This window comes from Chitinophaga agri (assembly GCF_010093065.1).
GTDB lineage: Bacteria > Bacteroidota > Bacteroidia > Chitinophagales > Chitinophagaceae > Chitinophaga > Chitinophaga agri.
Map to the genome: position 1 here is coordinate 6,471,042 of NZ_CP048113.1, position 19,087 is coordinate 6,490,128.

The following is a 19,087-nucleotide window of genomic DNA, read 5'->3' on the forward strand; positions in this document are numbered from 1 at the left end:
GTATTTTGAATGTACCTGTTAGTATGAAAAAATATACACTCCTTTTTCTCTTTATACTTTTTATCTCTTCCGCCTTTGCGCAACAGCCTGTTACCTTTGATCAAATGGTCAGCCGGATGACAAAACCGTATCACGAAGACACGTTTCCCCGAAAATTTTTTCCCAGAGACGAGAAGTATACGATCAGCCTGAGTGACCAACCACTTCCGCTGGTATTGAAAGATACCATTATCAAAACTCCCGGTAGGTGTGCGCGTTCTATTGCTGGCGCTGTATTGTTTAGAGATAATCTGGTTATTCTGTCTGCATCCGGCCGTTTCACATGTTACCGCCCGGATGATCTGTCCAGGAATGAGGAATTTGAAAAAAAGCTGAATACAAAAATATGGTGTTCTCACCAGATACTAAATAATCAATTGATAGCACAATCTGCAGAACAACCGTTTTATTTTACGGCTGCAAATACCTGGGAGACTTATAAAGCGCCGGCGACAGTAAAAGAAACTACACCTCTTTATGAAGATGAGGATTATTTCTGTTATTCAGAATGTCATGGTGAATGGGGTGGAATGATATATTTCTTTGATAAAAGAACAGGTAGCACCTATTTTACCGGCGCTGGTTGTGCAAGGTCAGTATTGAAGAAGGCAGGTAAGTATTACGTGCTTTCATCTTTGCGACACATGTCTGGTTCCAGTGATCTTGTGGAAATAGCCGATCCCCGGAAACTGTCTGAGTGTGCGTCAGAAATGTCCTATGGAACCATGCGCTGGATGGACAGAAAGGCCGCCGATACGGCAAAACATGCGGTGAGCGTATTTGATGTCTATGGACTGGTGGTGCATGCCATCTTTAGTATAGAAGACCGCTTTATTTCTCTGGGCAGTTGGAGACAGCAAACCTTTCTGTGTGAAATAGATCAGGACATGACCACCATTGTACATCCCTTTTTTAACGAAAGCTTTTCCCCCTATTCTGCCAGTACGAATGGATATGGTGAGATACAACTCGTAAATATATCTACGGGTACCTGGAATGACACATACGTCGCCATTACCCTGATCATAAAAGGGAACAAGATCACCCGTATCACCTGGAACCAGCCATTGTTCGACGGGGAATAGAACTATTGTGGTCAGGGGTGAAAAATAATTTACGTCACTTATCCCCTTATAAAGATTTTGCTGACTCGCCCGGAGTCCTTACATTTAATTGTAAAAATTACAATTAATAATCTGACAGCACTAAATATGCCCGGTGTACCCGCCGGGTGCGCATTGTTCGTCAGTTATTTTATTTTCCTGTTGTACTACTGTCTTCGAATAAAAAAAGTGTTTTGATCTGGTAAATGATCCATTTCCCCGAAGGATATCCTGGTAAAAAGTGTCCAGGGCCGGAAGGGTATAACAAGCGACGAACAAGCGACGAACAAGCGACGGCCAAGCGCTATAGAAACGACGAAAATGCCCGGTGAACAACCCAAGTCTTTTTTGCTGTTGCGTGATGATGCAACAGTATTTCCTAAACAGACGGAATAACCCTCATATTTCATCATTTATAAATTTCACGTATGAAAAGAAAACGCTTGTTGCTTGTATTTGCAACTACACTTTTTGCCTGTCAGAAGGACATGGAAAAGAACCTCGCCAATACCCTGGAGGCTCCCGCTATTGCTGCCGTAGCTGCTGCAGCCTTGCCCTCATCCGATTTTAAAGGCGTGAACTGGGCCGATATGCGGGATAACTTTGCCGACGATGAACTGGTACTTTCCGGTACCACTATCAATGACAACAACGCTACTATCCAGTCGAAAGCCGATTACATCCTGAGTGGTTTTCAAACAGCCGGCGCCAATACCGTACGCCTGCCCGTTAATCCGCCTACCGTATTAAATGCCTGGTGGCAGTCTTACAAAGGGGCGATCGACAAAGCTTCCGCAAAGAATATGAAGGTATTACTGGCCTACTGGGAGGGGGCTTCCTCCCGTAACGGCCTGATAGACAATACTACTACTTTCTGGCAGATGTGGGACACTATAGTGGCGGCCTATGGCGCCAATCCACTGATCTATTTTGAATGTTTTAATGAGCCGCACGGATATAGCGCTACCGATCTGCTGAACCTCTATAACCAATTCGTAACCCGTTACCCCACGATTCCGAAAGGTCGGTTTGTCCTGGACGGTACGGGGTATTCTACCGGTGTAAATACCGTAGGGGCAGATACCCGTTTTGATGGCTGTTTGCTGTCATTTCATGATTATACCTGGTTCGAGGCCAGTAAGACCACGACGGCCGATTGGGAACAGCCTGTAAGATCACTGGCCTATCCCGCCAGAACTATCGTGACAGAGTTCGGTACGGTAATGACCGATGGTACCAATTATACCGGCGCACCCGGCTCTAATGTGAATAATACCTATCTCCAGGGGATGACCAATTCCCTCCGCGAACTGGGTGTGGGTTGCGTGTACTGGCCCGGTCTGCGAACAGGCGATACCTATAGTATGTTCACTGCGAACGGAACTTCTTTATCCACTAACAACAATTCCGGCCTTACGCGGTTAAAGTATGCATGGGGTACCGGAACTATTACCCCTCCTTATGCGTCCTTTACGGCGGGTAGTTATTATAAAGTGATCAATAAAAATAGCAGTAAATCGCTCGAAGTGTATAACCAGTTAACTACCAATGGCGCGGCAATTGACCAGTGGGATTACTGGGCCGGCCTGAACCAGCAATGGCGGTTCAACGCGCAGACAGGCAATTACTTTTCAGTGATCAACCGTAACAGTAGTAAGTCGCTGGATGTGAACGGACAGTCTGCTACCGCCGGTGCCGGCGTCATCCAGTGGGATTACGCTGGTGGTAATAACCAGCAATGGCAGATCATTGATATTGGGTTCGGATATTATAAGATCTTAAACAGGAACAGCGGTATGGCATTGGATGTCAATGGCCAGTCAACCGCCAATGGTGGCAGCATCATTCAATGGAACTGGAACAGCGGTGCCAATCAGCAGTGGCAGATCGCTGCACCCTGATCATTTACTTTATCCATTGATAATGAGAGAGGCCGTGTATCCCTTGTGGATGCGGTCTCTTTTGTTATTATTATATCCTGAATAAAGTACTGTTGACATATAAATACTTTATTATTTTTGTAAATATGTTAGTATGCTACACCTATTTCCGGCGGAGAGCCGCCGGATCATTCCTCCTCACCACATGGCTTGTACTGTTAGCTTTGTTGTCCCCACTGCTTTCACAGGCGCAACATGCGAAAAGGGCTGACTATCAGTTATTGTGGCGGATCGAAGGGTCAGGTATCAATACACCTTCCTACCTGTTCGGTACTATGCACCTCACGGAAAGAAGGGTATTTGAATTCAGTGATTCTGTATTGCTGGCACTACGGAGCGCAGATGCGTTTGCAATGGAAGTAGACATGGATTCCGCTATGGCGTATATGCTCTCTCCGGGAGGTCCTTTGCAGGATACTGTTAACTATATGCGCAGGTTACTAACAGTGGCCGAATACCGTTTTGTGGATAGTTTAGTGAAGAAAAAAGCAGGCGTCAGCATTGACCAGCTAAACCTGAAAAGATTATGGTTCATTGAAAAACTATTACAGGAAGAAGATGCCGTGATCAGTAAAACTGCCGGTGCGGGAGCAAAGGCTGAGAATATCTTCCTGGATGGCTGGTTACACCAGAAAGCCACTTTTATGGGTAAGCCGGTACATAGCCTGGAAAAGCTGAATAATCAGCTCGCTTTTATGAGTGCAGATGTATCGGAGCTGCAGAAAGATATTTTCCTCGAAGAGCTGGGGTATAATGTAGCCCCTGCTGAAAGACCAGGAGACAAAGAACTCTTTAATGCCCGCGTGAAATTCATGGACTCACTGGTGAACCTGTACTACGCAGGTGACCCGGAACAGATACACCGGCTGGTAGATCACGCAGATGCCGGCGAAGGATTGAGCCTGAATAAACGTAACGTTGAAATGGCGGATAATCTGGCTGCACTCATCCGTACAAAAAGTTTTTTTGCGGCAGTAGGTGCTGCCCACCTGGCTGGTGATAAAGGTATGATCGCCCTGCTTCGTGCCAAAGGACTTAGTGTGAACCCTGTAAAGGCTACCTTCACGGGTATTGCGCAGCAGGAGCGCCGGCGATTGGATAGTGTGAAAGGATATACCATGAACAAGATGTCTGACGGATATAGTGTCGTGTTTCCTGGGGTGCCGGTAACCTATCCCATTCCGGGTATGAACAGGAAGATGTATGTGGGTACTAATGACAATGAAGCCTCATTTGCACTGACCATGGACCTGCCGCAACTAGGAAAGGACCAGCAGGAGCTCGGCGATATGATCATTCAGGGTATGGCGGCACAGGGAAAAGCTACTTTACAGAGATCTTATCCTATCGTATACAGAGATATTCCCGGTACAGAGGCCATTATGATGCAGGGTAAGATCCCTTTTTATCTGCGTCTTTTCATGCGTAAGAACAGGGCGTTTGTTTTCATGTATGCAACTGATGCTGCGGATAGTAGTGCAAGGGTGGAGTTCTTTAAATCAGTTCGTTTCTATGATATCGTCAGGGCCACCAGTGTCTACGACTCTCTATACCGCCCCGAACTCGGTTTCTCTGCCATCATGCCTTCCGACGCTAATTATATAAAGGCACATCATGAAGGCGATTCTCGTCCTGTAGAAGCATATACTGCACTCGACGACGGGAATAACATCTCTTACGTCGTACGCGTGGAGAAAATGAAAAGCGGGTACTACAATATAGATGATGCCGCTTCGCTGGTAGGCATCCGTAATGTATTGCTCAGACAGGATACTACTATGCAGCTGATAGACTCCGTTGTAACGAAGCAGGATGGCTATACCCTGTTCCGGTTGAAATATAGCCATCATAGCGGATTTATTTCCCGGCTGCATTTCATATCAAGAGGTAACCTGGCTTACACCCTGCAGTGTACCTACGACGCGCAGCATACAGATAGTAGCTACTGGAAGCGTTTCCTGGAAGACTTCCGCATACTGCCACTGCACGCACAACCTATCAGTGTTGCATTTGAAGCACCAGACAGCAGTTTCACCGTAAAAGGGCCGGATGCTTTCCGTTTGTATAAGTATAATTCCGCATCTGATGATGACAGCAGGATTTACACTGTCATCGATACCGCATCTTTTGCATCCTATATCATATCCGTGACAAGCTATTCACCTTACTACAGCGAGTCACCTGATAGTCTGCTGAAGGGTTTCCTTACCTCCGCAGATAGTACGATCATGATGGTGGCCAATAAAAAGTCGGTGATAGACGGCCGGCCTGTCTATGATGTGGAAATGAAAATGTCTAAGACCAATCAGACGATATACCGGCATGCATTGGTGGCCGGTCATACTATTTACTGCCTGTCGGCCTTTATACCAGATGAAGTGACTCCGGCACGTACTGCACAACAGCTGTTTGCCTCATTCCGTCCGGGGAAGCAGCAACTGGCCGATACACTCAGGCTGGAAAATAATAAAGTGAGATGGCTGATGTCCGACCTGCAAAGCAGCGATACGGCTGTATTCAATCATGCCCTTGGTTATCTATCCGGTTTTGAACCGGATAGTCTCGACAGAAAGATCGTCAAGGAGGCATTGCAACAGCCCTTCCCTAATGATACGAACGGCATTGTGAGAACAAAGTTGCTCATGACGATGGACGATGAAGAGGATGATCTGTTGGTAAGTACCGCAGAAAAGCTCTTTACGGCAATAAAGGATACAACTGTACGGGTATACGTATTAAACTTCCTGTCAAATCTTACTACGGATAGCTCGATCAGGACGTTCATCCGCCTGGCGCCAGCGATCGCGGAAGGGACGCCGGCAGAGAATAATATTTTCACTTATAACCTGGATAATGCGGATCTATACGATAAATACCTGCCAGGTATCATAGCTGCTGCTGAGCAATCCAATACCGTGCTGCAGCATTTTGTTTATCACGCTTACTATGATTCTATCTGGCTGGCGCCCCGTATTACACAAAATGGTCTCGACAAACTGATACCACGCATGATACCCTTGTTTGAACGTCAGCTCAAAGCACTGGACGCTGATAGGGGAGATGAAGCAAGGGAAGAGATAAGTACCTATCGCGTGCTGAGTACAGGAAGCATACTGGCGTCTCCGGATGTGCAGGTGCCAGCTGAGATCTTCAGCAGATTAGTGACAGACTCTCTGATGGCAATACGCGCACTCGGTGCACGTGGACTGATCAATCACGGTGCACGTGTTGATGATAAAGTGCTGAAGAGTATTCTGAATGACTATAATGTTGGCTATGATTTCTTCAGTGACATGGAGAATGATAAGCAACTTCCCAGGCTGAATCACCTGCTAACCCAGGAGCTGGTGGGGCAATTGTTGTTAACCTATTACCTGACGCAGGTATTTGATGAAATCAGTATAACAGACATCGAAGTGGTGACCCGCATAAAAGTACAGGAAGAGAAGAAGCCGGCAGAATGGCTGATCTTATACCGGTACAAAGAGACCGAAAGTGAAGACTGGACATATATCTTCAGCGGTCCGCAGCCGCTTGATACCAAAAAGTTCAATACAGATCCGGACCTGTTCCATACTGTGGAGGATGCTGAAATAGTGAAGAATAAAAAAGCACTGACAGCAGAAGCGATGAAAGCGTATAAAGAATACCTGGAGGAGCAGCACCGCCATGAAGAAGAATAATGGTACGAAATAGATATGTAGCTGCACAACGCCGCCGGTATATTCCGGCGGCGTTGTGTTTTACCAGCTGTTGTTCGTAGGTCTTTTGGTGATCCTTTTAATGAATATGAAGTTGCCCTGCTACTTGAATTTTAATAGAGTAATTTGTTCCGTTAAATGGTAAAAGTATATGCTTGATGTTAAACAGCCGATTGTTATTGCTATATTGTAAACCATAGACACATATCTCTCGTTATCTATAAAATGTTTGTATGGCAATATTCCACCCAACCCGTTATTTCTTCATAAGATGGCTGTCGATCTTTATAGTAGTGTTGTCGGCCGGTAAAAGCATGGGACAGATCACGCCAGCCCGTATCCAGGACATACTGGACACAGAGGTCGCGCATAAAAGAACGCCTGGTATTATCCTCGGTATGATTGATTCTACCGGAAAACGGACTGTCTTCAGTGCGGGTATACAGAGTGAAGTACATCGGGTGAAGCCCGATACCGGCACCATGTACGAGATCGGCTCAGTGACAAAAGTATTTACTTCCCTGATACTGGCAGATATGAGCCTGAGTGGGGAGTTAAACCTGGATGACCCCATTTCAAAGTTTCTGCCGGATTCAGTAAAGGCACCAACATGGAATGGGCAGCCCATTACCTTGCTGAACCTGTCCTGTCATGCTACCGGTGGTTTTCCCCGTATGCCGGATAACTACCGGGGTACTGATGAAGCGAATCCGTTTGCTGACTATACAACCGCCGAATTATTTGATTATATCTCCCGGTTTAAGCTGACGAATGCCCCAGGTTCCCGTTTCAGCTACTCTAACAGTGGTTATGGGTTATTAGGCCATATTCTGGCGCAAACAGCGCATATGAGTTATGAAGATATGGTGAAGGACCGTATCTGTCAGGTGCTGGGGATGCCGAACACCACCATCGTATTAAATGCCGGACAGCAGGCCCGCCTGGCTACGCCGCACAATGAATACGGACGTATGGTGCATAACTGGGAGATGCCGGCCATTGCTGGTACCGGTGCATTACGTGCTAACCTGGCGGATCTGATGACTTTTGCGGAAGCACATTTGTTGCTGAATAAGACAACATTGTCCCGTGCCGTAAAGCTGACACATATTCCCCGTGTATTCAAAGGGAAGACCGAAGGAGATGTAACGATGGGGTGGACGACATTTGAAGAGAAGGGGCATCATTTCCTGTGGAAGGATGGTACGACCGCAGGTTACCGATCACTGGTCCTACTGGACCTGCATAAGAAAATGGGGGTAGTCATCTTGTCTAATTCCCTGAACCCGATCAATGACATCGCCTATCATGTAATAGATGACAGGCAGTATCCTTTACGTCCCTATCAATATAAGTGGGCATTACTCGATACCATCAGCACCACAATTACATCTTCCGGAGTGGATGCCGCTATCAGACTGTACGAACAACTGAAGGTAAACCATGATGCCAGGTTCGTGTTTGAAGAAGCGCAGCTGAACAATATCGGCAATGACCTGCGCCTGGCTGGTAAGATGGAAGACGCGATAAAGATCCATCAGCTGAATAGGAAAGAGTATCCGGCATCAGCTTCGGTATACGAAAGTTTGGGAGAAACTTATAGAAGAAGTGGTCAGCCTGCACAGGCTGTAAAGTACTATGAGCAGTCTCTTGGTATCAATGGAGATAATCCACATCTCGTGTGGATGCTGGGACAATTGAAGAAAGGTGTTCCTTTCTAGATCGTTTTATAAATGCCGGAACATGCTCACATGATCCGGCATTTTTATCCGCTAATCGTTATCCTGCTTTTCAGGATTTCCGCTTTTCTTTTGTTTCTCTTTCACCTCTTCATCACTTTCCCCGAAATTATCATCTCCGAGTTCCTCGAGCTTTTTCATGATAGAAGAAATAGGCCCTTCCATATGTTCCTGCGGTTCAGGTCCCAGTGTTTCAGGATCAGGCTGAATAGCTGCATCTTCATTATTTTTTTTGGGATCTTTGGTTTTTGGATCATTGTTTATCATAACACGATGGGTTTGTTTCATATTTATAGATAATAAAATCATGCCAGGGGGAAGTAAGTAACGAACCGGTCTGCTGCTCCTGTATAATGCATTTGGCTCTTATCAGCAGACTGAAGGTTTGAATTTCGTAAGCAACACTTTGATATTCGTAAGTGACGGCATGAGGAGTCGGAGTACCTTTACAATCAGCAAATAAATACAACAGCAATGACATTAACAGGTAATAAGATCCTCATTACGGGCGGTGCCAGCGGCATCGGTCTGGGTTTGACGGAGCGGTTTCTGCAGGAAGGAAATGAAGTGATTGTGTGTGGCAGAAGGGAGTCCGTATTACAGGAATTACAAGACAAGCACAACGGCGTGATCATAAGAGTGTGCGATCTGTCTTCAGCAGAAGAGAGGATTGCATTGCTTGACTGGGTGAAAGAGGAGCATAGTGACCTGAACGTATTAGTCAATAATGCGGGTATTCAGCAATGGATGAATATTACAGATGCTGACTTTTATCAGCGCGCTAAGGAGGAAATTGCGACAAATGTGGAAGCGCCTGTACATCTGACGGCATTATTCAGCAATCTGCCTTCTTTGAATACAATTATAAACGTCACTTCCGGACTCTCATTCGTACCATTTACCAGGGTGCCGGTTTATAGTGCCACCAAGGCATTCTTCCATTCATTTACGCACTCCAGCCGTTATCTGCTGAAGGGAAAGGGTATTGAAGTGATCGAGATGATCCCGCCTGCATTGAATACAGATCTGGGTGGTAAAGGACTGCATGATGCAGCACCCCCGGTAAGTGATTTTATTGACGCTGTGTTTAAACAGATGGCCGCAGGAGAGACGGAGCTGTCATTTGGCTTTAGTGAGGCCATGGTAAAGGCTGGTCCACAGGAGATCCAGGGTGCATTTAACAGGCTGAATCCAGTGATATAATATTCTACAGCTAAATAATAAGGAAAAGGTATCCGCCGCGGCGAATACCTTTTTTTGTGTGGATAGGATATGTCAGTTAACTATTTTAAGACTGATCGTCTTTGCTTTAAATTGCTTTAAGGTATAATAAACAATGCCGAACATCGCGCCGAAGGAAATAGTAAATGCCCATACTGATAAATGCTCATGCGGCAGGAATACATGACTGGCAATTGTTTGTAATAACGTCTGCGGGTTCGTGACCGTATCCCAGGTATTGAAGCGCAGGTATCGCCCAATATACACGCCATAGCCACATAGAATGAAACTTAATATGATCAGCCGGTTCACCCGTTTTCTCTGCATATGCCCCAACAGGAACTGCTCTACCTGCATCAGCGATACGATCCCCAGTAACAATCCATTCCATGCGCCGGTCGTGACCAGCAGCAGGTCAAACCACTTGGGAACAGGTGGCTTTTCCGTATAATGAAAAATATCGGTGATCAGATAGGCTGCATTGGGGAAGAATGCCAGCCAGCCTGTCAGCAGCAGTAATGCGCCTCCGTTGTATTTATTCCGCCGCAGTAACACATGGCTAAACACAAGCGGTAAGACCGCCAGGAAAGTATTCCATATATAGAATATATAAGTCAGTTCCTTGGTATATGCAATACGTACCACCAGCAGTGTCATAGTAAATGCCACAGCTACCATTAACATTTTTTCCAGAGAAGAGAGATGTCTGATCATAAATATCGCTGACTATTTATATAGGTATATACTACTTGTTAAAGTACTTTGGTTTTCAAAGTATATAGGTAAAAAAAGATGGCCTTTTGGCCAACTTTGAGATACAAAGTAAGATCATTTAAGTGAGATCAGGAAGATGAATTATTTATAAAAGTGTTAAAATTTTCAATCTAGCAGGTAAGATCATTTTTCTGCCAGCGGAGTAAGCCGGAGATCCCCGGGTAGGTAACGTTTGGTACGCACTTCCCCATCTACCATCAGGAAATAGAGATACGTTTTGTCATTCTCATGGTAGCCAATACTAATAATATACCCTGTGCGTTCTGTTTTTACATTCGGCCCGACGATGGTAGTGACCCGTTGTCCGACCTTATACTCAGCTTTTGACTTAGGTTTATCCCTGTTGATCAGCTCCGCGAAATAGCGCACCATCTCCTCGGCATCTCCCAGGATCAGCATCCGTATCACAGCATTGAAGAAATCGTCGCCATACCTGCATGCCAGGCCCGTAGAAATAGTCTTTTCGATCACCAGTTCTTCTTTCGGAGTAAATGTCCCGTCCCAGTAACGATGCTCCACACTAAATACCTGTATGATAGTTTTCCAATCTGGTGTATCTCTCCATCTTATAATCGTTGATTTATCAATCTGAAAGGAATAAAGTGTCTCATCTGTACCATATCTTGGACGCGATAGCTTTTTATAAAAGCTGATCATGGCAGTCAGTTTAATTGGATTGTGCTGTGTCCATCTGATCACCGCACCGAATCCAAGTTGCAGTTCAGCGGTGCAATAGATCCTGTTTTTAGGCTTCCATTGTGGGTTGGGATAAGACAGTATATTATGTCTTTTTGCAAAAAGGGTAATGTGCTGAAACATGGTTCATCAGGTTTTCTACAAGTATAGGATGTTGGTAAAATAGTAAAAGGCTGACACTAAGACCAGCCTTTTACCTTAATTATTGCTTTGGATAACATTTACATAAATCTGTTCCGGCAGGCTGGCAAACACATATTCCGTTACTTCACAAAGCCACATTTCCTGGTTAACAGGTGTTCCTCTGAACGTTTCCATCAGGTAGTTGCCGCCGCCGATAGACTGTTGTAAGTTCTCTATCAGCCTGATGATGTCGGCTCCTTCAAATGGGGCATCACTCATCTCAACCAGGCATTCGTCCGTATACCCACTTACTTTATCCAGCATGGTGTCGGCGCCCAGTACCATTTCGAGTGCCGCAATGTCATCCTGCCACTCCGGTAAGTCAATGTACCATCTGTTTTCAGGCGTTTTGTAAAATCTGAACGTCTTTCTCATATACATAGGTTTTGGGGAGGGGCAAAGATAAGTAATAGTCGCCTACCAATAAAAAAGGCAACATGGAAATGTTGCCTTTTAAGTTTAGGATTACAATACAAAAGATGTTTTACCACTTATGCACAGCGTGGTTCAACTAATAGAAAGACCTAAAATTCATATGAAACAGATGCACTTAAAACTTGTCCGCTGGATGTTCCTTCGTCCTTCATTTCTCCATCTACATATACCTGCAGCTTCAGGGTAGAACTTGCATTCGCTCCTGTAGCACTTACTACGGCCAGGGCTGCATTGGTACCTGCTGGTACATCTATCTCCGGACTTGTCCAGGTTGTACCTGTCAGGCTGGATGCTGTAGTAGTTTTGGAATCATATCCATATACAGCTACACTGATTTCGGAACCTGTACTGGCGATTGCCTTGAAATACACTTTGTGTGAAGAAGATGATGGCTTTGGATCATCGTCTTTAGAGCAACCAATAAAAACCAGTGAAAATAAAAGGGCCAGTAAAGAATAATTTCTCAATAACTTCATAAAAATACGGTTTAGTAGTGCCTACTCTAACATGCAGTTTTCGGCGTATCCTGTCATCGGGCAACAAAGTTAGGTACTGCCGGCAGCGGCGGCAATACCGGGAACCCATGATTTATTTCTACCTGTTTCCAGGTATTTTGTCTATTTTTCGGCCATGATCCGTATATGCACCCTGATTATATTTATCATAACCATAGCCATATCCGTAGACAGTAAAGCCCAGATGTCGCTTGATCAGCAGCGATACTTCGATAGTCTCAATACGATCCTGAAAGGCCCTGGACCGGATAGTCTGAAAGCAAGAGCTTATTATGCCATGGTCATCTACTGGGTTCCCAGAGATACGTCCAAAGCGAAACAGTGTATTGAAGATGGTCGCCGCTTAAGTAAAGGCTCGACCTTCCTCAATGGCGTCGCCTACGCAAATGAAGGGTATCTCTACTACGGTACGGATATTGACAGAAGTGAAGCTGCTTTCAGAAAAGCGGATAGCCTGCTGAGTACTTTCAATAACCAGGACGCCTATCAGATACGGGCAAACGTTGCCATCAACTACGCCGTGATACAGCAAAGACGTGATGACGATCGTGCCTATATCGATATTATGCTGAACAAGGCAATCCCCCTGGCTTCCAAAGCGGGTGACAGCGGTATCCTGGCCTTCCAGTATGTAGGGGTTGGACTGGCGTTCATGAACCTTGAACAATATGATAAAGCAGAGATCTATCTGAACGATGCTATCCGCATCTATAAAGCCATTCATGCATCTGCGCACCGGCTGGTCGCCGCTTATAACAGGGCAGGGGAGAACTACATCTGCCTGAAGAAATATGATGAAGCAAAAAGAACAGTTGATGAAGTAAAACCGCTGCTCGCGCCTTATCCCGAGTCGGAATTATATGCCGGTCACTACATGGTGGAAGGCCTTTACTATCATCATGAGAAAAAATATACGGACGCCATCCGCTGCTTTGATAGAGGGATCGCTGCTGCCAAGGGCCCCAATAAAGTGTATGCCATCCAGGAGTTACAGTTCTATAAGGTCAAATCCCTGTTAGCCGCTAAAATATATGCGCCTGCTAAAGAGATCCTGCTGGAGCTGATGAAGGATGAAGATGTAATGGCACTAAACAGCAGCCGCCTGGAGATCTACGAAGGGCTGGCAGAAAGTTACGCCGGACTGGGAGATATGAAGCCTGCCTATGAATGGCTGAAACAGTCAAGACACCTCAGCGACAGTCTGCATGAAAGCGATGTCGCTAACGATATTAACGCACTGGAAATAAAGTACCAGCGCGCCGAGAGCCAGAAACAGATCATTGCGCTCAAAGGTAAGACCGAACAGGCAGCACTGGCTGCCAGGAACAGCCGGTTATACAGCTGGTTGTTTGCACTCGTCAGCCTGTTCCTGCTCATTGTCGCCACCTTTGCCTTGCTCTACTACCGAAGTAACAGGAAGCTGCTGAAACAGAAGGAGCTGAACCATCAGCAGCAACTAACAGAGATAGAACAGCAACAGCGACTGAAGTTCGGACAGGCCGTATTACAGGGAGAAGAACAGGAACGTCACAGATTGGCACGTGATCTGCATGATGGGCTTGGTGGTATGCTGGCTGCTGTGAAGCTGAACCTGTCCGGACAGCTGTCCGGGGCTGCCGATCAGCGGACGGAATTAGGAAAGATCATCTCACAGGTGGATAGTTCTGTCACTGAGTTACGCCGTATCGCGCATAATATGATGCCGGTCAATCTGTTGAAGTTCGGTTTGGAAACAGCCCTGCGGGATCTGTGTGAATCGATGATGACAGACCAGCTGCATATTGATTTTCAGGCATACGGAATCGGCCACATCTCCGAAGAGAAGCAGATCCACATCTACCGTATCGTGCAGGAAATGTTGTCGAATGCCATCAGACATGCCGATGCCTCAAACATTATCCTGCAATGTAGCCAGGACGGACATATGTTCCTGATCACACTCGAAGATGATGGAAAGGGGTTTGACACAGCGATGAACACAAAAGGAATAGGATTGAGCAATATGAAGAACAGGGTAGGTTTTCTCAATGGTGTCATTGATATCACCTCTGTTATCAATGGCGGAACAACAATAAACATTGAACTGAATGTCGGATAAGAGCGCCTCACTGGCTATTGTAGACGATCACCTGATCGTACTGGAGGGATTGCAGCAACTGCTGCTGGGCGCAGCTGAAATTACAATTGCGGGCTGCTTTACAACAGGTCATTCATTTTTGTCGTTGCTAAAGCAGCAGTCTGTTGACATCGTACTGCTTGATATCAGTCTGCCTGATATCAGTGGTATTGACCTGTGTCTGGAAATAAAGAGACAATCTCCCGCTACTATCGTACTGGCATTAAGCAACCATAGCGAACGCAGTATGGTATTGCAGATGTTGCAGCAGGGCGCTTCCGGTTACCTGCTGAAGAATATTGCAGGCGATGAGCTGATCGTCTGTATACAGGAGGCCCTGCGCGGACAGATCACTTTCAGTCAGGCGGTAAAAGAGATCATGTCCCGGCCGTCAGTGACCGAATTAAAAGGAATACCCCGGCTGACAAGAAGAGAAAAAGAAATACTGCAACTGATCGCCGAAGGTCAAACCACACCGGATATAGCAGCTACACTGCATTTAAGTCCGCTGACTGTTGAAACACATCGTAAAAGCCTGTTGCAGAAGTTTGAAGTGAAGAACGTTGCACTACTCATCAGGACTGCCGTTGAGCACAAGCTATTATAAATTACAGGTCCCAGCCCTTTTTACGCAGGAAAGCGCTGCATCTGGTGCAGAAACCTGTTTCCTCCGCGGTAGGGTCTCCACCTTTGGCATCCCGCATATAACAGGTAGCCACCGGACAATGCGAGAGTCCCATGTTATGTCCCAGTTCATGAATGACAAGTTTAAAAAAATGCTGTTTGTTCTTTAGCCGGTAGCTGGAAATAATACAGGCCTTCCCCGGACAATAGCCCAGTCCCATCACACCATAATCACTAAACATGCCCTTACTGGTACTGATATCCTGCATGGTGATGCCTACATATATTTCATTGGGCTTAGCCATCCGGTTCATCCAGGCGATCAGCGAGTCTGCCCTGTTCCTGTTACGTGGTTCGTAGTAGGTAAATGCCGGCATATCCTGTGCAGGCAGTACTGTCGTCTTAGGATAGATCTTACGGATGCCCTCGTAGGCCTGTCTGATCTGCACATCTTTGACCCTGCCAAGTGGCAGTATTAACACGTGCCTGGTCGCTGTTTCCGACTGACGGGCCACATGCTCACACGCTGTGAGCAGTATACACAGTAACAGCCAGCTATATCTGCCCTTCATGTTCCGCTCTCGTTTTGATGATCTGTAGAATATTGTTCTGGATGTCTTTCATGATCAAGCCTGCCCACCAGCTGGCATAGAAGTTAAAGGACGTGGTGAGTTTAAAATGACTGTACAGGTGTAGTCTGTAGGTATCATTATCGAGCTGCTGTAGTTCATAGGTACCATTGAGCACATCGAAATAATCACCGCCGATCACGACATGTTCGTCCATAGCGGCAGAAGGAATATCAAATGGATTGGCCCTGATAGTGAACGTCATTTTACGTTCATGATCATAGTCAATGACTGTTTCATCAAAGACAAGCCCTTTGTCGAAGATTGCTTTTCTGTAGCCCCCCAGCCCTTCATAGTTCAGTTCTGCTTTTATCGGACGGGGAAAACCGAGTGTCCGGGTTGGCCAGCCCTTATCCTGCTCGGCACTGATCTCACTTACCCTGGTCACATGGCTCCAGATCTGTTCTTTCGAAGCATGAATATCGATGGAGGTATATGCTTTATACCTTCCGGGTATCTGCGCCAGCTGCTGTTCCAGTGGTGATAATATCAATGGCAGTAATACGATCAGAGAGATATGCAGTGTTTTACCATTCTCCCTGTTGATCTTTGTACGTGCGCCAATTATACCACCAAGAGAAGCCGCCAGCATGAACAGCGGGAGCGCCATCAGCCAGCAGGCCAGTCCTTCAATGCTAAATAACAGGGTAATGGCCAGGAAGAGAAATACAGGTATCCAGGGGATGAGAATACAATACCAGTTCTTTTTTACCATTTCGATGCTGGAAAAGTAAATCAGTAACGCGCCCATGGCAAATGGCATAAAGAAAAGGAAGCCAATGGTCATAACACCGAAAAGGCCCCATAGACCATCTATGCCAAATAATAACCGCACAAATAAGGCGAATACAAGGGGGATAAGCATTGCAGGCAATAGCTTCTTCAGTATAGGTGACATTGGTAAGGGATAATTACCGCAAAGATAGATAAAACGACCCCGGCAAATAAATTTATTTGACCAGGCAACCCTTTCTAAGTAAACTGCATTTATAGTAGCATAAACCCGTTATCACCTTGGCGATACCATTATGGATAAAAGAAGCTAAAAAAGGCAGCGCTGCCGCCCAGAAATGCCTGTTTGATGCATTGTCAGACAGGATGCTGATGGTATGCCGCCGGTATGTCAGGAATGAGCAGGATGCAGAGGAGTTGTTACTGGACGGGTTTTACAAATTCTATGCTGCACTACCCGGATTGCAGTACCAGGGAGAAGCAGCCTTATATACCTGGCTGAAAAAGGTCATGATCAATGAGTGTCTGATGTTCCTGCGGAAGAAAAATTCCTTCGTGATCGTCTCCGAAGTGGCGGACACGGTCGTCCTGGAAGAAGATGTACTGAACAGCCTCTCTGCCGCCGAGATCTTCAATCTGGTGATACAGTTGCCCGCCGGTTACAGAACGGTTTTTAACCTGTATGTGATTGAAGGCATGAATCATGGTGAAATAGCCGCCCTGCTGGGCATCTCGGAAGGTACTTCCAAGTCACAGCTGAGCAAGGCGAAATCGTTATTGCAAAAAATGCTTACGCAGCAAAATATTGAATATGTCAAACGAAGAACGCAGCAATAGTCTCATGGACAAACTGGATGGACTGAGCAGTCTGCCGGGAGAAGCGTCTTTCAACAAAGCCGCCGCCTGGGACCGGCTGCAACTCCGGATGGCCCCACAGCCATCGAAGAAAAGAGTGGGATGGTACTGGTGGGCTGCTGCCGCCTGCATCCTGCTGGTAGCACTGTTGCCTTTCCTGCCAAAGGAAAAGGAAACAGCCGTTATACCATCTTTACCACTGACGCAGCAACCCGCTACGGCTACGCCGTCTGTTGTGGCGATACCTGTAAAGAAGGACATCCCGGTGAAGCAAAAGACGATCGCTACCAGCGTGCGTAAGCCGCTCCGCCACCTGGCAGATACGCCTGTCGCCTCTACAGCCGGTGTTGCGTGTACGATAGAGCTGCCATTACCCGGCGCACCTTTAGTGGCTACCGTGCCTCCGGTTGCCACACCCGCTCCCCGTCAGATGCGTGTCGTACACATTAACGATGTCGGTGGTGATGTCATTGGCAATACTTATATCTATCCTGAACATAAACAATTTAAAGTCGCTATCAGCGGGCCGGCAGGCTTTGCCAGTCAGGTTGTAGCTGACCGGTCTTCCAACACGGGTAACCCACCCAAAAACTAGATAACAACATGAAAGGAAAAATGTACTTACTGATGCTCCTGACGGGCATCACCGGGATGCTGCATGCCCAGGAACGACCAGCTTCCAATGAAGACAGGATCTTTGATGTACCGCAACAGGAGATCAACAAACGTTTCCTGATCTCACTGGACAAAGGTGGTAAAATGCAGGTGGAACTAGTGGATATGAAGGACCTCGCACGTATCGGTAATATCGATTCCCTGCTGAGAATATTCCTCAAAGACCTCGCGCCATTAAAAGATTCGCTGACAGATGAACTGTCTGTCAAACGTATCGACTATGTCATGGAGCCTCCTGTGGCCAAGAAGATCCGCTTCCGGCAGTTCAGGCCCGCTGCTACCAGTTACCTCGTACAGCAGGGAGATATCGCCGCATTAAAACTGGAACAGGATACAGTACACTTTATTGGTATGGTGCCAGTGCCGGGAAAGAAGGAAGTACACCGTTTCAGGATCAGCTTTTTTGTGAACCAGCTGCAGGACCTGTCGGTTTATGCGGATGGTCGCCTGCAGGCAAAACTTGTCAGTCTGAGAGACAACGTACACTCCGACTGGGTGAAGGACGATAAGGGTATGATGCATATCCGGAAGGATTATATGATCTCTGCCCGTGTCACCGGTGGCGGTGTAAATGGTCACGGTGATTACCTGTCGTTCAATGGTGCCGTTAATATCCAGAACTATAAAAATTATTTTGTGCCATCCTTCACCCTCGGAGCAACTGCCGTCGTAGGCACAACACTGGGTAGCGGTCGCAGGGTACATGAATTTGGTGCGTACTGGGAGCCTAACTTCTTCTTTGGTAAGGATGCTGCCGGTAAGCTGAAAACCTACCGGAATGACTTTATCACGCTGGTCTATGGTGTCGGCCCCGCTAAGAGAGACCAGGAAAAGAAAGAACCGTACCTCCAGTTTGTGACCTCTGTGAGTTATCTCATACACCGCAGTGGCGACTATATTGAGAAGAATACTTTTCGTGTAGGCATCGGACGTATGTCCTTGTTCGAAGGAAAGACCAAGATAGAACCTGTCATCTATTTCCATGATGCATTCAAAGGTGTGACCCCGGGTATCCGGTTGATACAAAGTTTCTGATAGTGGTCAGTTCAACAGCAGATAGTCAGCAGCTGGTCATTTGACCGGCTGTTTGTCTTCACAGGCTATACAATT

At 46.4% G+C, this 19,087-nt stretch carries 17 protein-coding genes; 10 read left to right on the plus strand and 7 right to left on the minus strand.

The features are described from left to right. Window positions 1-23 precede the first annotated feature (23 nt). The 4 genes from GWR21_RS25950 (at window position 24) to GWR21_RS25965 (ending at window position 8,504) form a co-directional block, all read left to right on the plus strand. Window positions 24-1,124, plus strand: a complete 1,101-nt coding sequence (locus GWR21_RS25950) for a hypothetical protein (RefSeq protein WP_162334621.1) — start codon at window positions 24-26, stop codon at window positions 1,122-1,124. 446 nt (window positions 1,125-1,570) lie between these two features. Continuing rightward, on the plus strand, window positions 1,571-3,043 hold the full coding sequence (locus tag GWR21_RS25955; protein ID WP_162334622.1) for an RICIN domain-containing protein: 1,473 nt from the start codon (window positions 1,571-1,573) through the stop codon (window positions 3,041-3,043). Between the two features lie 125 nt (window positions 3,044-3,168). Next, on the plus strand, window positions 3,169-6,765 hold the full coding sequence (locus GWR21_RS25960; protein WP_162334623.1) for a TraB/GumN family protein: 3,597 nt from the start codon (window positions 3,169-3,171) through the stop codon (window positions 6,763-6,765). Window positions 6,766-7,016: 251 nt separating this feature from the next. Then, window positions 7,017-8,504, plus strand: coding sequence for a serine hydrolase (locus GWR21_RS25965; RefSeq protein ID WP_162334624.1), 1,488 nt, complete (start codon window positions 7,017-7,019; stop codon window positions 8,502-8,504). 51 nt (window positions 8,505-8,555) lie between these two features. On the opposite strand, the gene GWR21_RS25970 is transcribed toward GWR21_RS25965, so the two are convergent. Next, on the minus strand, window positions 8,556-8,789 hold the full coding sequence (locus GWR21_RS25970; protein ID WP_162334625.1) for a hypothetical protein: 234 nt from the start codon (window positions 8,787-8,789) through the stop codon (window positions 8,556-8,558). Between the two features lie 207 nt (window positions 8,790-8,996). Here GWR21_RS25970 and GWR21_RS25975 point away from each other — a divergent pair, with 207 nt between their 5' ends. Continuing rightward, window positions 8,997-9,725, plus strand: coding sequence for an SDR family oxidoreductase (locus GWR21_RS25975; RefSeq protein ID WP_162334626.1), 729 nt, complete (start codon window positions 8,997-8,999; stop codon window positions 9,723-9,725). Between the two features lie 72 nt (window positions 9,726-9,797). On the opposite strand, the gene GWR21_RS25980 is transcribed toward GWR21_RS25975, so the two are convergent. From GWR21_RS25980 to GWR21_RS25995, 4 genes are all read right to left on the minus strand, one after another. After that, the gene (locus GWR21_RS25980) at window positions 9,798-10,457 is read right to left on the minus strand and encodes a DUF1361 domain-containing protein (protein WP_162334627.1); all 660 of its coding nucleotides are present in this window, start codon (window positions 10,455-10,457) and stop codon (window positions 9,798-9,800) included. A 183-nt stretch (window positions 10,458-10,640) separates the two neighbouring features. Continuing rightward, entirely contained in the window at window positions 10,641-11,336 is a 696-nt protein-coding gene (locus tag GWR21_RS25985; RefSeq protein ID WP_162334628.1) for a hypothetical protein, read from the minus strand. Window positions 11,337-11,411: 75 nt separating this feature from the next. Beyond that, complete coding sequence (locus GWR21_RS25990; RefSeq protein WP_162334629.1) at window positions 11,412-11,771, minus strand: DUF6717 family protein; 360 nt, start codon at window positions 11,769-11,771, stop codon at window positions 11,412-11,414. 149 nt (window positions 11,772-11,920) lie between these two features. Continuing rightward, a complete protein-coding gene (locus GWR21_RS25995) occupies window positions 11,921-12,307 on the minus strand; it encodes a hypothetical protein (protein WP_162334630.1) in 387 nt (128 codons plus the stop codon). A 154-nt stretch (window positions 12,308-12,461) separates the two neighbouring features. Between GWR21_RS25995 and GWR21_RS26000 the strand changes: the two genes are divergently transcribed. Together GWR21_RS26000 and GWR21_RS26005 are read left to right on the plus strand one after the other, a co-directional pair. After that, complete coding sequence (locus tag GWR21_RS26000; RefSeq protein WP_162334631.1) at window positions 12,462-14,444, plus strand: tetratricopeptide repeat-containing sensor histidine kinase; 1,983 nt, start codon at window positions 12,462-12,464, stop codon at window positions 14,442-14,444. Then, complete coding sequence (locus tag GWR21_RS26005; RefSeq protein ID WP_162334632.1) at window positions 14,434-15,069, plus strand: response regulator transcription factor; 636 nt, start codon at window positions 14,434-14,436, stop codon at window positions 15,067-15,069. Before GWR21_RS26000 ends, GWR21_RS26005 begins: the two co-directional genes overlap by 11 nt. A 1-nt stretch (window position 15,070) precedes the next feature. On the opposite strand, the gene GWR21_RS26010 is transcribed toward GWR21_RS26005, so the two are convergent. After that, entirely contained in the window at window positions 15,071-15,658 is a 588-nt protein-coding gene (locus tag GWR21_RS26010; protein ID WP_162334633.1) for a Zn-dependent protease, read from the minus strand. Next, entirely contained in the window at window positions 15,642-16,613 is a 972-nt protein-coding gene (locus GWR21_RS26015; RefSeq protein WP_162334634.1) for an SRPBCC family protein, read from the minus strand. Before GWR21_RS26015 ends, GWR21_RS26010 begins: the two co-directional genes overlap by 17 nt. A gap of 116 nt (window positions 16,614-16,729) precedes the next feature. On the opposite strand from GWR21_RS26015, the gene GWR21_RS26020 reads away from it, so the two are divergent. Genes GWR21_RS26020 through GWR21_RS26030 form a run of 3 tightly spaced genes read left to right on the plus strand, consistent with a single transcriptional unit; the run spans window position 16,730 to window position 19,012 of the window. Continuing rightward, complete coding sequence (locus tag GWR21_RS26020) at window positions 16,730-17,284, plus strand: RNA polymerase sigma factor (RefSeq protein ID WP_162334635.1); 555 nt, start codon at window positions 16,730-16,732, stop codon at window positions 17,282-17,284. Beyond that, entirely contained in the window at window positions 17,259-17,897 is a 639-nt protein-coding gene (locus GWR21_RS26025; protein WP_162334636.1) for a hypothetical protein, read from the plus strand. Before GWR21_RS26020 ends, GWR21_RS26025 begins: the two co-directional genes overlap by 26 nt. 8 nt (window positions 17,898-17,905) lie before the next feature. Further along, entirely contained in the window at window positions 17,906-19,012 is a 1,107-nt protein-coding gene (locus GWR21_RS26030) for a hypothetical protein (protein WP_162334637.1), read from the plus strand. Window positions 19,013-19,087 lie beyond the last annotated feature (75 nt).